General features: G+C 59.6%; 15 protein-coding genes. 7 read left to right on the forward strand and 8 right to left on the reverse strand.

Features of this window, described 5'->3' with window-relative positions:
* Window positions 1–77: 77 nt before the first annotated feature.
* Window positions 78–533 (forward strand): hypothetical protein, encoded by a 456-nt coding sequence (locus BUC36_RS07325; RefSeq protein ID WP_073273193.1) that lies wholly within the window; start codon window positions 78–80, stop codon window positions 531–533.
* Window positions 534–561: 28 nt separating this feature from the next.
* Here BUC36_RS07325 and BUC36_RS07330 read toward each other — a convergent pair whose 3' ends face one another.
* The gene (locus BUC36_RS07330) at window positions 562–1134 is read right to left on the reverse strand and encodes a PhnA domain-containing protein (RefSeq protein WP_143186904.1); all 573 of its coding nucleotides are present in this window, start codon (window positions 1132–1134) and stop codon (window positions 562–564) included.
* 250 nt (window positions 1135–1384) lie between these two features.
* Here BUC36_RS07330 and BUC36_RS07335 point away from each other — a divergent pair, with 250 nt between their 5' ends.
* The gene (locus BUC36_RS07335) at window positions 1385–2917 is read left to right on the forward strand and encodes a phospholipase D-like domain-containing protein (protein WP_143186905.1); all 1533 of its coding nucleotides are present in this window, start codon (window positions 1385–1387) and stop codon (window positions 2915–2917) included.
* A 31-nt stretch (window positions 2918–2948) separates the two neighbouring features.
* On the opposite strand, the gene BUC36_RS07340 is transcribed toward BUC36_RS07335, so the two are convergent.
* On the reverse strand, window positions 2949–3371 hold the full coding sequence (locus BUC36_RS07340) for a CBS domain-containing protein (RefSeq protein ID WP_073273195.1): 423 nt from the start codon (window positions 3369–3371) through the stop codon (window positions 2949–2951).
* A 55-nt stretch (window positions 3372–3426) separates the two neighbouring features.
* Entirely contained in the window at window positions 3427–3855 is a 429-nt protein-coding gene (locus BUC36_RS07345; RefSeq protein ID WP_073273197.1) for an Hsp20/alpha crystallin family protein, read from the reverse strand.
* 301 nt (window positions 3856–4156) lie between these two features.
* Between BUC36_RS07345 and BUC36_RS07350 the strand changes: the two genes are divergently transcribed.
* Window positions 4157–4594: a host attachment protein gene (locus BUC36_RS07350; protein WP_073273199.1), complete on the forward strand. Its 438-nt coding sequence runs from the start codon at window positions 4157–4159 to the stop codon at window positions 4592–4594.
* A 117-nt stretch (window positions 4595–4711) separates the two neighbouring features.
* A complete protein-coding gene (gene corA / locus BUC36_RS07355; RefSeq protein ID WP_073273201.1) occupies window positions 4712–5665 on the forward strand; it encodes a magnesium/cobalt transporter CorA in 954 nt (317 codons plus the stop codon).
* A 62-nt stretch (window positions 5666–5727) separates the two neighbouring features.
* Here corA and BUC36_RS07360 read toward each other — a convergent pair whose 3' ends face one another.
* On the reverse strand, window positions 5728–7239 hold the full coding sequence (locus tag BUC36_RS07360; protein ID WP_084535858.1) for a dipeptidase: 1512 nt from the start codon (window positions 7237–7239) through the stop codon (window positions 5728–5730).
* A gap of 231 nt (window positions 7240–7470) precedes the next feature.
* Here BUC36_RS07360 and BUC36_RS07365 point away from each other — a divergent pair, with 231 nt between their 5' ends.
* From BUC36_RS07365 to BUC36_RS07375, 3 genes are all read left to right on the forward strand, one after another.
* Window positions 7471–8136 (forward strand): hypothetical protein, encoded by a 666-nt coding sequence (locus BUC36_RS07365; RefSeq protein ID WP_073273203.1) that lies wholly within the window; start codon window positions 7471–7473, stop codon window positions 8134–8136.
* 186 nt (window positions 8137–8322) lie between these two features.
* Window positions 8323–8946 carry a cytochrome b gene (locus BUC36_RS07370; protein ID WP_073273205.1) on the forward strand — a complete coding sequence of 208 codons (624 nt, stop codon included), beginning with the start codon at window positions 8323–8325 and terminating at the stop codon, window positions 8944–8946.
* A gap of 13 nt (window positions 8947–8959) precedes the next feature.
* Entirely contained in the window at window positions 8960–9526 is a 567-nt protein-coding gene (locus tag BUC36_RS07375) for a YceI family protein (RefSeq protein WP_073273208.1), read from the forward strand.
* 233 nt (window positions 9527–9759) lie between these two features.
* On the opposite strand, the gene BUC36_RS07380 is transcribed toward BUC36_RS07375, so the two are convergent.
* The 4 genes from BUC36_RS07380 to BUC36_RS07395 all read right to left on the reverse strand — a co-directional run bounded on the left by BUC36_RS07380 (window position 9760) and on the right by BUC36_RS07395 (window position 14119).
* Entirely contained in the window at window positions 9760–11178 is a 1419-nt protein-coding gene (locus BUC36_RS07380) for a sodium/proline symporter (protein ID WP_084535695.1), read from the reverse strand.
* 63 nt (window positions 11179–11241) lie between these two features.
* Window positions 11242–12174 carry a TPR end-of-group domain-containing protein gene (locus tag BUC36_RS07385; protein ID WP_073273210.1) on the reverse strand — a complete coding sequence of 311 codons (933 nt, stop codon included), beginning with the start codon at window positions 12172–12174 and terminating at the stop codon, window positions 11242–11244.
* Window positions 12162–13637, reverse strand: a complete 1476-nt coding sequence (locus BUC36_RS07390) for an aspartate kinase (RefSeq protein ID WP_073273212.1) — start codon at window positions 13635–13637, stop codon at window positions 12162–12164. The genes BUC36_RS07385 and BUC36_RS07390 overlap by 13 nt, the downstream gene beginning before the upstream one ends.
* A gap of 77 nt (window positions 13638–13714) precedes the next feature.
* The gene (locus tag BUC36_RS07395) at window positions 13715–14119 is read right to left on the reverse strand and encodes an ectoine synthase (RefSeq protein WP_073273214.1); all 405 of its coding nucleotides are present in this window, start codon (window positions 14117–14119) and stop codon (window positions 13715–13717) included.
* Window positions 14120–14282 lie beyond the last annotated feature (163 nt).

Below are 14282 nucleotides of genomic sequence, written 5' to 3' on the forward strand. Positions count from 1 at the left end.
TGATCTCCTCTAGGACTGCAAATCATTTTGGTCCAATTATTGCTGTGTATCAGTTGAGAATGAAAAGGGGAGGAAGTATGGACAATCACGATTGGCTCATGAACTCGGAAGTGTTAACCATTCTGCGCCAACTGCGCAAACGCCTGAAAGCGGAGTTCGATATCAACCTGCGTTTCTCCGGCTTCGATTTCGAGCAGCAGCTGGCTCTGGCGAAGTCAAAAACTGTAGATACCGAGACGCTGCGTATGATCGCCGAGCTGGAGCTGCGCCGCGGTGAGCCATTCCGGACCGGCGACGAAATCCCGATGCGGCTGTACCGAGGCCAGCCGATACTGCAGGAGCCACCGAAAAAACAGGACATCTACGAACTCATCTACGGCGACGAACTGGCCCTCCACCAGAAAGGACCCCATGAACCGCAGTTAGTGACCAAGACACTGCGCGGCCAGCAGGTGCTGCGAGAACAGAACCTGATGGCGAGCGGCAGGCTGAGAATCTATCGAGGCCGGTTTCTCGTCGACGGCAGCAGTTGAAGCGTCATCCCCGGGATACAGTGGCGCTTCAGCCTGACTTCTTCACAAACTTGGTCAGGATCACGATACGCTGCCCCTCGACCCGTCCCTCGATATGTTCCGGATTGTCGGTCAGGCTGATACCGCGTACCGCCGTGCCGCGCTTGGCGACGATACTGGTACCCTTCACATCCAGGTCTTTGATAACCGTTACGGTATCGCCGGCCTGCAGCTGAACGCCGTTGCAGTCGCGGTGCACCGGAGAATCGCCCTCCGCCGGCAGCGCACCGGCCTGGGCCCAGGCCAACTGATCCTCGTCCAGGTAGAGCATATCGAGCAGGTCCTGGGCCCAGGTCTCACCGGAGAGGCGCTTGAGCAGTCGCCAGGCCATCACCTGCACCGCCGGGACCGGGCTCCACATGCTGTCGCTGAGGCAGCGCCAGTGGGCACCGTCCAGGTCGGCGGGGTTATCCAGCTGGCTGCGACAGGTTTCGCACAGCAGAATATCCGCATCACCGCGGCCTTCCGAGGCCGGTACGCCATAGGGTTCCAGTCCGCTGTCCGCGGCGCAGAGCTCACACTTGCTGCCGCTGCGCTCCATCAGTTGCTGTTTGCTGCTCACCACTTTGTCCTCGAGGAAAAGGCGCGGATTATACGCGCTTCATTGCCACTTCCGTTCAGTCTACCCCAAATTACCCGGATCACAGGCTACGCAGGGCAAGCGGAACACTGAGCCGTACCCTCGAGGGGGCACACCGCACTCCAGGTGGAATCAAGTGCCAGCCACCGTTTCCGCGGCGATCTATACTGCGAATCTGTATCTGTTAAAAAGACGTCGGCCGGCCGCCGCGCCCCTTTACCTGGAAGCCGCCTTGCGCCCGATCCCGCTACTGCTGCTCCCACTCCTGTTGCCGTTCTGCCTGTGCGCCTGCTCCGGCCAGCCGCTGTTTCCCGAGCCGCCGCCGAGAATTGCCAGCCAGTACCTGGAACCCCCACCCGATGTCCCCCTGGCCATCGTCAGTGACCGCCTTACCGCCAACCACCCGGGACAGAGCGGCGTATATCCGGTCACGTCTGCACACAACGCGCTGTCCGTCCGCCTGGAAGCAATCCGCGCAGCCGAAAGCTCCATCGATATCCAGTACTTTATTTTTCGCCGCGATGAAACGGGGCTGTTACTGACACTGGAACTGCTGCACGCCGCCGAACGCGGCGTGCGGGTGCGCTTTCTGCTCGACGACTTCACCACCGGCAGCGCCGGTGAAATTCTCGCGGCACTGCAAGAACATCCCAATATAGAGATCCGCCTGTTCAACCCGTTTCCCCATATCAGCCCGCGCCCGCTGGAACTATTCGCCGACTTTGACCGCCTGCAGCGGCGCATGCACAACAAGTCCTTTACCGTCGACAACCGGCTCACGTTTATCGGCGGGCGCAATCTCAGCAACAAGTACTTCGGTATCGACGACAAGGTCCACTTCGGCGACCTGGACCTGGTCGCAATCGGCAATGTGGTACCGGAGATCGCCCGCCAGTTCGATCTCTACTGGAACAGCCGTTACAGCTTTCCGGTGCAGGCCGTTTTTAGCCGCCGCCCGGACCCTGCCGACCGGCAGCGCCTCCTGGCCGAACTCGATCACAATGGCCACCGGCTGCTGCGCAGTGACTACGGCAGGAGCCTGCAGGCGTCGCCGGTCCTGGCGACTCTCGGCGCAAGTGACGACCACTGGTATTGGGGTAAAACCCGCGCACTCTACGACCCACCGCAGAAAGTGGAATATCCTCCGCGCAGCAGCGGCAATTTTGCCGGTGGCGAACTGATGCAGATGATCCTCGATGCCAAGCGACAGCTGATCATCATCTCGCCCTATCTGTTACCCGGCGAAGAATATCTGCAAGCGTTAATCGACGCGGTACATCGAGGCGTGGACGTGCATATCCTTACCAATTCACTGGCTTCCACCGACGTAGTATTGGTGCACGGCGCCTACCGCAAATACCGCAAGCCGTTGCTGGAGGCCGGTGTTCACCTGTACGAACTCTCCAGCGAACTGAAATACAAACTCGACAACTGGAATGGGGATTCAAAGTCGCTGCTGCATGCCAAGGCCTTCGTCGTCGATGGCCAGTGGCTCTATGTGGGATCGTTCAACCTGGACCCGCGCTCGATACGGCTGAACACCGAACTCGGTGTGGTCATGGCGTCACCGCAACTGGCCAGTCGAATTGCGAAAAACTTCACCGCCAACGTGCGCAATAACGCCTATCAGCTGAAAGTGGAAAATGGGGGACTTGTCTGGTACCGGGCCGATGGCAGCAGACTCGGCCGCGAGCCCGGTGCCAGTTTCTGGCAGAGGGTGGGGTCCCGTGTCAGCAGCTGGCTGCCGATTGAGCAGCTGCTATAACACCAGCCCACCCCCTGTATAGCTCCGCGATTCAGTGGTGGTGGTGTGCCGATACCGCTGAGGCAAACTCGCCGCTCTGTTTTAGGGCGACGGCGTGACTGATATCTCCCAGACTCAATATGCCCACCATGCGCTTCTCGCTGTTCATCACCGGCATGCGGCGCAGCTGATGCTGCTCCATCTTTTGCACCGCGGTGTTCATATCATCGTCTTCCCAGCACCACTCGATGCCCTCGGTCATGACATCGCGGGCAGTCATCGAAGTCAAGTCACCGCCCTGGCTTACGCCACGACAGGCGATATCCCGGTCGGTCACCATACCGATCAGCCTGTCGTTTTCACCGATCGGAACCGCACCGATATCTTCGTCGCGGAGTATTTTTGCCACTTCCGACAGCGGCGTATCCGGTGAGCACCAGGTACAACCCTCGTGCATTGCCTGTTTCACTTTCATGGTTCAACTCCAGATTCGTTTCGCCGCCTGCATGTCGGTAGGCGACAAGTAAAGTCTAGTGGATCTCAATACGTTTTCTCTGCGGTTGGCGCTCCTCGTGCTTCGGCACTTTCAGTGTCAGCACACCGTCTTTGAAGTTCGCATCAATTTCCTCTTCACTGACATCTTCGCCCAGGTTGAAACTGCGCATGAACTTGCCGTAGCGGCGTTCCTGGCGAATCACCTTACCTTCTTTCTCCTCTTTTGATTCGCGATGCACTTCCGCTTCCACCGTCAGAACGCCATTTTCGAGGGTGACATTGATATCGTCCCTGTTCACACCGGGCAGCTCAGCGCTGATCTCATAACTGTCCTTGTTTTCGCTGACGTCGATACGGGGCGAGAAAAACCCCTCGCGGCCAGGACCGCCGGTACGCGCCGGTGACATCATCTGCTCAAACATGTTGTCGAGGTCCAGCAGGGAACCTCTCGGTATCAGGCTCATGGTCAAACCTCCAGGGTTAAGTCCTTCTCAGTTGCACGGATTGCGGACATCGCTACAGGAATCAGAAAAACTACCGATACCCGCCCCTGACAACGTGTGTGAATTCTAGGAAGCGAAAACCGGCTCGGTAGGGGCATCTCGCACTTTTAAAGGATCGAGCCGCGATAAGGGGGACCCGCAGTGGGCGAAATTTTTTATAAAGAAAACGACCAAGAAGGGAGCATTCTTATACCAATTGCCCCGCGTCGCTGGCAGCTCTTTCAACTAGCATTAGATAGAGAAAAACGGCGAGGATACGCACATGGCACTAGCATGGGTCCTTGTGGCCAACCAATCGCAAGCGCGGCTGTTCGAAGCCGCCAATCGCGCCGGCGAACTCCATGAACTCGAAACCATGATCCACCCGGAATCGCGCCTCAATGGCCGCGACCTCGAGAGCGATGCTCCGGGGCGCGCCTTCGACAGCGGCGGCCTGGGGCGTCACGCAATGGGAAATGCCAGTCAGATACACCGTCGCAACGGGCAGAAATTTGCCCGCGAGATAGCCCACGCGCTGGAGAAAGGCCGTAAAGAGGGATGCTTTGAGAAGCTCTATATCGTTGCCGAGCCGCAGATGGTGGGCAGCTTGCGCGAGTCACTGAAGGCACCGACACGCGCCGCCATCGCAGGTGAAATGCGCAAGAACCTGGTGAACTGCGATCTCGAGGAGATCCGCTCACAGCTTCCGGAGTGGCTGTAACAGCGAGGCCGTATAAGGCGAGTAAGAAATTTTTATTAACGATTGATTTGCGCCCCGCAGATTGCAACCATGTGGCCATTCAATTGATCGCAACTATTTGGCCACAGGCAGACAGGAATGCTGAGACTCTTCGAAATCAGGCGGGGCAAAATCGTCGAGCAGCCGGGCGACGCCGGAGTTAGCGAGCAGCAACTCGCTGAAGTGGTCTGGATCGATCTGCAGGAGCCCGAGGAGGAGGAGCGCGAGCTGCTGGAAAAACTGCTGCGCACCGAACTGCCGGAATCTGAGGATGTCGAGGAGATCGAGGCATCGGCGCGCTATTTTATCGACGACGCCGGAGTGCATATCCACTCCCTGTTCCTGACCCAGAGCGAGGGCCGCCACGATACCGCGACGGTTGCCTTCATCCTGCAGCCACAGCGGCTGATTACCGTGCGAGACACCGAACTGGCGGACTTCCGGCTTCTGCGTATGCGGGCCCGGCGCCGCCAGGTCGAGGCGCGCAGCGCCCAGGAACTGGCCGTACAGCTGTTCGAACAGAAGGTGGAGAACCTGGCGGATGCGCTGGAGGATATTCACCTGAAACTGGGGGCGGCGAGCTATCTGGTGCTGGAGGATGAGGCCTCGGATTTAGAGGATGCAATAGACCAGCTTGCCAAGCTCGAAGACAGTAACGGAAAGGTGCTGCTGTGCCTGATGGATACCCGCCGCTCCATTACATTCCTGCAGCGCCATATTCATATCGACAGTGAACTGCAGGAGAGCTTCCGCGATATCACCCGCGATATCGACACCCTGACCGCGCACACCGGTTTCCTGTTCAACAAGATCAACTTCCTGATGGACTCCACCCAGGGGTTTATCAATATCCAGCAAACCAACATCATCAAGATGTTTTCCATCGCCGCGGTGGTGTTCCTGCCACCGACCACCGTCGCCAGCATTTACGGCATGAACTTCGAGGTCATGCCGGAACTGAAATGGCTGCTGGGTTATCCCTTTGCGCTGGTACTGATCGTGCTGTCGGGCATAGCGCCCTATCTGTACTTCAAGAAGAAAGGGTGGCTGTAAGAACCTCCCAGTAAACCGCTTCGCGCGGCCCCGCTAGCGGGACCGCTACGACACCCGGCGGGTTAGAGGTTGCCGATCTCGATCATCATCGCCGTGTACATTTTGAGGTTCAGGCGAAACTGTTCCTCAGTGATGAATTCGTGTTCGGAATGGCCGGTATAGGCCGCGCCGGGCATGGACGGACCGAAACTGACCGCATTCGGCAGCAACTTGGCGTTGGTGGAACCACCGATGGCCGTGGGCGCGGCGTCCTCGATACCGGTAAAGTGGCGGAACACTTTCAGCAGCGGTTCCACGTGCGGTGCGTTGTCCACCCGGTAGGGATCGCCCAGCTCCACGTCGACTTTGGCCAGTTTGATGCCGCGCTGTTGCTGCCAGTCCGCCAGCGCACCGCGGATTTCCCCGTCCAGCTGCTTGGCGCTCTTGCCGGTAGGGCGGCGCAGGTTCAGATAGCTGGTGAGGCCGCCGTCATCCGCCTTGACCATGGTTACTGCGGCGGTCATCGGGCCCATAAAATCATCGCTATAGGCGATATCACCGAACTGCTTCGCAACGATACCGGTTCCCACCAGGTCGTTGAGGTAGCGCACGGTGCTGCCGGCCGCATTGGCGGGCCAGTCGTGAACCTTCAGCGCATCGGCGAGGAAGGCGATCGCATTGACGCCGTGCTCCGGCTCGGAACTGTGGGTCGCCTTGCCGCGGGCCACGATTTCGAGGCCGCCCTCACGCTCGATAAACTCGAACTTCACCGACTGGTGCGCCGCGGCGCGCTTGCGAATCGCCTTCACCAGTTCCGGCGTCACATTCACCACTGACGCGTGCGCCTCATCGGGCACCTGGCTTCTAAAATATCCGCCGTAAAAATCACTCAGGTAGGGCTGCACCTTGCTCTCAAACGGATTGCTCGCCGCAGTCACCCTGACTTCGCTCCAGCCTTTTTCCGCGGTCACCACCGGATAGTTGGCATCTATGGTGATGTTGTAGGCCGGCATCGGGTAAGTCTTGAGGAAGGCCTTAAACGGCGCCCAGTCGGACTCCTCCGCGAGGTAGACGAGCAATTCGATGCGCCGCTTCACCGGTACGCCCTGATCCTTGATCGCCTTCATCGCATAGAGTGCGGTGGCGATCGGCCCCTTGTCATCCTCGCTGCCACGGGCGATCAGCTTGCCGGGCTCACTCTGCCGATCCAGTACAAACGGGCTCTGGCGCCATTTGGCCGGATTGGCCGGCTGTACATCGCCGTGGGTCACGATACCCAGCTTCTCCGGGGCGTCGCCCAGGGCGATGATCACCACGTGACCGTGATCCTGATACTCGAGCCCCAGCGCCTGCGCCTTGTCCTGGAGCGCCTGCTTGAAACCGGTGAAGGCGTCGTTTTCCTCCAGCGGCACACCGTCACGGGCAACGGTCTCGAAACGGACCAGCTCGGCCAGGGTGTCGGTCATGGCTGCCTCGTAGGATTTCACCGCATAGTCCGCGGCGCTCTGCGCCACCGCAGATACATCGGCGCGGACCAGTGCCGCGGGCAACAACAGCGGCAGAGTCAGGGACAAGAGTACAGATTTCAACTTCACAGGCGGCTCCCCGGATGCGCAAAAGGCGCCATTGTACCCGCCACTGCGCATCTTTTAACCCGCTACTCGCCGGGCCGATCGGTTCCTGAGCCAAGCGTGTATCCCGAGAGCAAACCGCCCTGCCCCGGGCAGGCCGTGCCGGGGCGCACGGTGAAGAAGTAGCGCAACTGCTAAGATTGAAGTCTCAACGTCAACAATTATGTGCCGGCCAATTCGCGCCGGGGGCAGCACATGGGATCGACTATCGCCAAACCCTTTCACCGCAGGCAGTGGCTGAGTGTGCAGCAGGCGGTCAGTCACCTGAGCGCCGTGGCCGAGGAGCCCCTGACCAGCGCCGATCTGGCAGACCTGGCGCAAGAACACCAGCTGGACCTCTACTGGTACCGCCCGGGCCAGAAGCTCGCCTTCCTGGACCGCCCGGGCACCGGCGAGCTCACTGAACCCCTGCGGCTGTGCGCGGAAAATCACAGCGACTGGAGTGCCATCGTCGACATCCTGCGCCACCGCCCCGCCCTGCCGGCCTATGAGCAGGACACACCGCTGCTGGAAGACGCCGACGGCAACCGCCTGCGCATCACTTTCGATTACCGCCAGCGCCCCGAGCCCTTCAGTAGCCGCTGGTACCCGAACCTGGCCGAGCTGGTAGTGAAGCGCAGCGACCTGGACCAACTGGAACAGCGACTCTTCTCCGGCCAGGAACAAGACAGCGAGCTCGAGACACGCCTGCTGCTCAACGTGATCTGGCAGCTGGAACAACTGGCCCTGGATGGCAATCACCACTCCACCAGCTGGCTGGCCGATCAGCTGGCGCGGCGCTCAGGCTCCATGGACCGCACTGCGCTGGAACGCGTGCTGGTAGCCGCCGAGCGCGAGGGCGTGCGCGGCACACCGCACTGAGTCCTGCCGGTTTCCCTCCCGCGCCCACCGCCTAACCCGCCGCCGATTGCACCGATCTATTCGATAGGTTTCTTCAGATTTTTGCGCTTTTCCCCTGTAGCGGGATTTTTATAATTGGTAGCCTGTCACCGGGCGGCCACCCAAGACCGCCCCGGGATTTAGATATTCACGCAAAGAGGAGGCCAGATGTCGGCCAGAAACAGCGACAGACACTACGGCTGGGTCGCCATTGTCCTGCACTGGTTTATGGCGCCGGCCATTATCGGCATGTTCGCGCTGGGCTGGTGGATGCGCCAGCTGTCCTACTACGATCCCTGGTATCGCCAGGGCCCGGAACTGCACAAGGGTATCGGTATTCTGCTGCTCGCCCTGCTGGTGTTCCGACTGCTGTGGAAATGGCTCAACCCCGCCCCGGCCGCCGAGCCCAGGACGCCGCGCTGGCAAGCGCTGGCAGCGCGCGCCGCCCACGGCGCGATCTATTTGCTGCTGCTCGCCATCATGATTTCCGGCTACCTGATTTCCACCGCCGATGGCCGCGCCATCGAGGTATTCGGCTGGTTCAGTGTTCCCGCCACCATACAGGGCATTGCCAACCAGGAGGATATCGCCGGTGAGATTCACGAGATTCTCGCCTGGACCCTGATGGCCCTAGTCGCCCTGCATGCGCTGGCGGCTCTGAAACACCATTTCATCGACCGCGATGGCACGCTGCGCAAGATACTGGGTCTTCACCCAAAAAGCGTTTCGTCCGACAATTATCCACAACCAAAAGCAACACTCACATCAGCAACCACGACCACGAGTAAATAAACGGAGAATGATCATGAAGAAACTCGCCGTATTCCTGTTCGCCGCCTTGCTGGGCGCCACTGCCCAGGCCGCGGAGTACAAGATCGATACCAAGGGTGCCCACGCCTTTATCCAGTTCCGCATCAAGCACCTGGGTTACAGCTGGCTCTATGGCCGCTTCGACGACTTCGACGGCTCCTTCTACTACGACGATAAGGCGCCGGAGAAGTCTTCCGTCAATGTGAACATCGACGTAACCAGCCTGAACAGCAATCACGCCGAGCGCGACAAGCACCTGCGCAGTGCCGATTTCCTCGACACTGCCAAGTTCCCCAGCGCCACCTTCAAGAGCACCGGCTTCGAACCGCAGGGTGACGGCATGGCCAAGCTGACCGGCGAACTGACGCTGCGCGGCGTGACCAAGCCGATCACTATCGATGTGACCAATATCGGCGGCGGCAAGGATCCCTGGGGCGGCTACCGTCAGGGCTTCACCGGCACCGCCGAGTTTGAACTGAAAGATTTCGGTATCGACTACAACCTGGGACCGGCTTCCCAGAAAGTGGAGATGATCCTGGATATCGAGGGCATCAAGATCTAATGCGGAATGCGGAATTCGCGCTCTGACATCATGCCGTAGGAGCGGCCAGCGGCCGCGACCGATCTTTCTGGGCTGCGCCCCAGACGAAAAAGCCCGGCAAAAACTGCCGGGCTTTTTCTTACTCAGATCGCGGCCAACGGCCGCTCCTACATTCCGCATTCCGCATTCCGCATTCCGCATTCCGCATTCCGCATTCCGCATTCCGCATTCCGCATTCCGCATTCCGCATTCTATTATGCGTTGGCACCACTCGGCAGCGGTTCCCGCACCAGCCACTTTGCCACACCATACACGGCCAGGCCGGCGAGAATTCCGGGCATCCCCTCATAGATATGCCCGTGCCAACCCAGCCAGCGCCACAGCAGTGCGGTTGCGAGACCAATCAGGCTCATCGCAATACGGGCTCGCTGCGACGGGCGTCCGCCAAAGGCCAGCACTATCAGCAGCGGCGCAAAAGCCGAAGCCAGCGCGGACCAGGACATCACCACCAGGCTGAAGACACTCTGCTTGTTCAGCAGCGCCCAGCCCACCGCCGCTGCGGTCATCAGCAGCGTGGCCAGTTTCAGCATCCAGGTTTTCTCGATTCGGTGCGGCAAAATATCGTGTGTCAGCGACGCAGAACAGCTGAGCACCAGGGAATCCGCCGTGGACATGGTGGCGGCAAAAATACCGGCCAGTATCAGGCCGACAAATACCGGCGACAGCAATTCCATCGCCATCATTGGCAGGGCCAACTCGGCATCGAAGCTACCCGGATCGCTCAACAGGATCCGCGCCAGCATGCCCACGCCGGTGGCCATGGCGTAGAAGGCGGTAAACCACAGGTAGTACCAGAGCCGCGCCTGCACCATGCGGTCAGCGGATTGCAGGGCCATAAACCGCACCATCACATGGGGCTGGCCGATAACCGAAAGGCCGGCGAACAACCAGCTCAGTGCGAAGATCACGCCGCCGGCAGCGCCCGGCAACAACAGGTCCTGCGGATACCAGTTGAGGAAGCCCGGCACTTCGCCCATGGACTGCACCGCCGCGCCGACGCCACCGACAGATTTTGTGGCGACAACAAGCAGTACTCCCATGGCGACGATCATCACCAGCGACTGGGCCGCGTCGGTCCAGATGGACGCGCGGATGCCGCCGGCCAGGCAATAGGCAGCAACGATCACGCCGCCGATAACAGCACCGCTCCAGATCGGCATGTCGAGCAGCACGTACAGCGCCTTGCTGCCGGCAACCAGCTGCGCACTGGCGTAGGCGAGCAGAAACAACAGCGACAGCACACCCGCCAGGCGCTGCCAGGCGACAAATCGTGAACCGCCCCAGTGGCTGATGACACCGGCATAACTGGATTCACCGGTCTCCCGTGTCGCCCGGCACAGGGATTTGTGCACCCACAGGGAGCCGAGCAGATCCCCCAGAATCCAACCCACCATCAACCAGATGGAGGCGAGCCCGGTTGCGTAGGTATAGCCGATCACGCCGATAAACATATAGCCACTGTTGTTGGTGGCTACCGCAGACAGGCCGACGAGGAATGGCGAAACGTCGTGGCTGGCGAGGTAGTAATCCTTCTTGGTGCCGCGACTCTTCACAAAGGAGCTGACACCGATGGCGGCGAACATGGCCAGAAAAAACAGAAAACTGATTAACACGGTAGGCTCCTCATGGATTCTTGTTGTTATCTCTCTGCGAACATTCACACTCGGCGATATTCATCAGGCTTTTTGCTCCGCCGCTTCCAGCGGACGAATGCCCATCAAATCCACAAAGGGCTGATAGTCGTAAAGTCCCTCGAGGGCGACATCATCCAGCGCTTCATCCCGATAGGCCGGAGACCTCTCCAGTGCCCTGCCCAGGTAATCCACCGCTTCTTCCCACTGCTCCTGGTGCGCGTGGGCACAGGCCAGCTGGTAATAGGCATTGCCGTTTTCGCTGTCGATCTCCAGCGCCTGCAGGCACAGGCTGATGGCCCATTGCGGCTCACCCAGTTCCAGCACGGCGTCGGCCTTATAGGTCAGCGCCTCGCAGTCGTCACTGCGCAGCGCCAGGATCTGGTCATAAATCGCGATCTTGCTCGCCGGGGTTTGTTCGCGGCCCGCGCGCAGCCACAGAGACTGCACTTCCTGAGTCAGCTCGATCTCATCGCGGTTGTGCTCGATATGCTTGGTTTTTTCGCTGAGCTGCTCCTCGATACCGCGCAGGCGCTCTTCGTACTGGCTGACCAGCTTGGAGATTTCCTCATTGGCGAGGCTGTGCACCTTTTCCTTGATATCGCGAATCGACGTCCAGCCCACCAGCACCAGCAGGGAACTGACGCCGGCAATCAGGTAGAAGAAATAAGTCACCGTGTCGGTGGCATAGGTAATTGCCTTGTCCGCAGCGCCGAGTTGCCGGTCCACCACTTTCTCGGTGAACTCGACGCGCTGCGCCGCCATATCGGCGCGCAGCTGTTTCAGCTCGTCGAGCACGTAACGCTCTACAAACGGCGTGTACAGGGGTTGCTCGAGTTCATCGACTTTCTCCTGTACGGCCTGTGCGGCCTGCTCCCGGGTGTCCGCCGTTGCGACGACATCTCCCTCGGCAATGGCGCACACGGCCGGAGCCAGCGCCAGCAGGCACAGGCCCAGCCGCAAGATCAGGCGGCGCATATGGCTTCGCCGTGATCGTAGACTTCCACCAGCGCGTGGTGCAGGCTCTTGACCGCTCTTTCGTAGTCGTTTTCATTGACGACAAACTGCATGTCCACCTGGCGCATGGACTGGTGCACCGCCAGCACACTGATACGGGACTGAGCCAGCGCCGCCACAGCGCGCGAGAGCATGCCCGGCACTTTCATATCGCTGCCAATTGCAGAAACGACCGCAACCTTGCGCACCTGGATCGCGGAGTCCGGATACTGCGCACTGATTGTGCTGCGGATGCGCTTGACGGTTTTCAGGTTGTTGGCCAGGAAATGCGTAATGGTGTTGGCGTTGGTGTCCTTGGTAACCACATTGCCCTTGAAGCGCGCAATGATGTCGTTGATGGTACGGTCGTAGCTGGTCATCAGGCCCATCATGTCCTGATCGAAACACTCCACAGCGTAGAGGTTTTTGCGCCCGGCAATAATCTCGACGCACGGCGTTTCACTGACATAGTCACCGGTAACCAGAGTACCCGAGTGCTCCGGCTCAAAGGTGTTCATGATCCGCAGCGGTATTTCCTGCTGGCGCAGGCCCTTGGCGGCCCGGGGGTGGATGGCTTCCATACCGAGGTTGGCCAGCTGGTCCGCCACATCGTAATTGGTGCGGCCGATCGGCACTGCCTGCATTTCACCGACGAGACGCGGGTCGGCGCTGCTCAGGTGATATTCCTTGTGGATGATGGCTTCGCGAGCCTCGGTAATCACCGCGATGCGGCTGAACGTCATCTCGCTATAGCCGCGCGCGAAGGTTTTCATCAGCCCGTCGCGGGTGTGCGCGTAGCCGGTGACGATCGGCAACTCTTTACTCAGGTCGATATCGGCGAAGGCGCGGCGGATGCGATCGTCGAGATCCAGGTGCTCGCCGTCGCGCCACCCGGTCAGGTCGACAAAGCGCGCGTTGATACCTTCCTTCTGTAGCAGCTGTACCGTATTCCAGGCACTGTGCGCCTCGCCGAGACTGGCGAGCATTTCGCTGACGGTGTTCAGGTGCCCTTCCAGTTCGAAATGACCGTGCTGACACAGCCGCTCCAGGTCGCCGAGGCAGCGCTCGGTGTCCTGCAGGCGCTCGCCGATAAAGGCGTTTGCCTGAGCCAGCATCTCAGGGTCATCGAACAGGCTCGCATTGATTTCCTCAACGCGCTCGCGCAGAGCGTTTACGGCCTCGCTCCAACCCTGCTCCTCATCGGTGCCGGCAAACAGTGCAAAAATGCCCGGGCGCCCAGATTTCTTGTGCTCCAGCAGCAGATCGGTAATGCCGCCGTAGGCAGACACAACGAAAATACGCTGGTAAACCCCCGCTCCGGCAGCCTGGCCGATGGCGGCCCCACTATTGGTAGCCCCACCGTTCTTCAGAATGATGTTGTCGCGTACTGCGGCAAAGTCGCTCATGGACGTGCCGCCAATCTTTTCCACCGTGTGTCGTTTCATGGTTTTCCTATAGATGCTTTTGTGAGCTTTACGATTGAGCCGGCGCCCCCGCGCCGGCCCGGCAACACAACATCTATTTATTTGCTGTCGGAAACCTCTTCGGCTTCCAGCTCGTAGGCGCCCTCGGCGTTATGCACTTCCTTGCCGTGCAGCGGCGGATTGAAGACACAGGCCATTTTCATTTCAGACTTGGCGCGCAGGATGTGTTTGTCGTTTTTGTCGAGGATATAAATGGTGCCCGGCTGGATCGGATAGACCTTGCCGTCGGCCACGGTTTCAACCTCGCCCTCGCCGGACATGCAGTACACGGACTCCAGGTGGTTCTGGTAGTGCAGGTTGAGTTCGGCCTTCTCGTAAATGGTGGTGATATGGAAAGAGAAGCCCATATTGTCATTCTTCAGCAGCAGGCGCGTGCTTTCCCAGCCATCGGAAACTACGCGGCGTTCGGATTGTTCGGCTTCTTGCAGAGTTCTTACGATCATTTCTTTTCTCTCAAATCTAATTCGGTATCAGTATGAATTTCTTGGCTGCCATCCATGGCGCTACATCGGTGACTTCGATCGGGCCCCGGCCCCGCCATCCGTGGCGGTGCGCCTAGCCGCGCACAAAGCTTTGCTTTGTTACACGGATGTGATCCCACAAAAT

Source organism: Microbulbifer donghaiensis, from assembly GCF_900129095.1.
GTDB classification, from domain to species: Bacteria; Pseudomonadota; Gammaproteobacteria; order Pseudomonadales; family Cellvibrionaceae; genus Microbulbifer; species Microbulbifer donghaiensis.

What these genes read in the sequence shown, in the direction of transcription:
- BUC36_RS07325 (WP_073273193.1), top strand. Translation starts at nt 78, where the DNA reads ATGGACAATCACGATTGGCTCATGAACTCGGAAGTGTTAACCATTCTG.
- corA (WP_073273201.1), top strand. Translation starts at nt 4,712, where the DNA reads ATGCTGAGACTCTTCGAAATCAGGCGGGGCAAAATCGTCGAGCAGCCG.
- BUC36_RS07350 (WP_073273199.1), top strand. Translation starts at nt 4,157, where the DNA reads ATGGCACTAGCATGGGTCCTTGTGGCCAACCAATCGCAAGCGCGGCTG.
- BUC36_RS07395 (WP_073273214.1), bottom strand. Translation starts at nt 14,119, where the DNA reads ATGATCGTAAGAACTCTGCAAGAAGCCGAACAATCCGAACGCCGCGTA.
- BUC36_RS07345 (WP_073273197.1), bottom strand. Translation starts at nt 3,855, where the DNA reads ATGAGCCTGATACCGAGAGGTTCCCTGCTGGACCTCGACAACATGTTT.
- BUC36_RS07340 (WP_073273195.1), bottom strand. Translation starts at nt 3,371, where the DNA reads ATGAAAGTGAAACAGGCAATGCACGAGGGTTGTACCTGGTGCTCACCG.
- BUC36_RS07370 (WP_073273205.1), top strand. Translation starts at nt 8,323, where the DNA reads ATGTCGGCCAGAAACAGCGACAGACACTACGGCTGGGTCGCCATTGTC.
- BUC36_RS07390 (WP_073273212.1), bottom strand. Translation starts at nt 13,637, where the DNA reads ATGAAACGACACACGGTGGAAAAGATTGGCGGCACGTCCATGAGCGAC.
- BUC36_RS07375 (WP_073273208.1), top strand. Translation starts at nt 8,960, where the DNA reads ATGAAGAAACTCGCCGTATTCCTGTTCGCCGCCTTGCTGGGCGCCACT.
- BUC36_RS07385 (WP_073273210.1), bottom strand. Translation starts at nt 12,174, where the DNA reads ATGCGCCGCCTGATCTTGCGGCTGGGCCTGTGCCTGCTGGCGCTGGCT.
- BUC36_RS07365 (WP_073273203.1), top strand. Translation starts at nt 7,471, where the DNA reads ATGGGATCGACTATCGCCAAACCCTTTCACCGCAGGCAGTGGCTGAGT.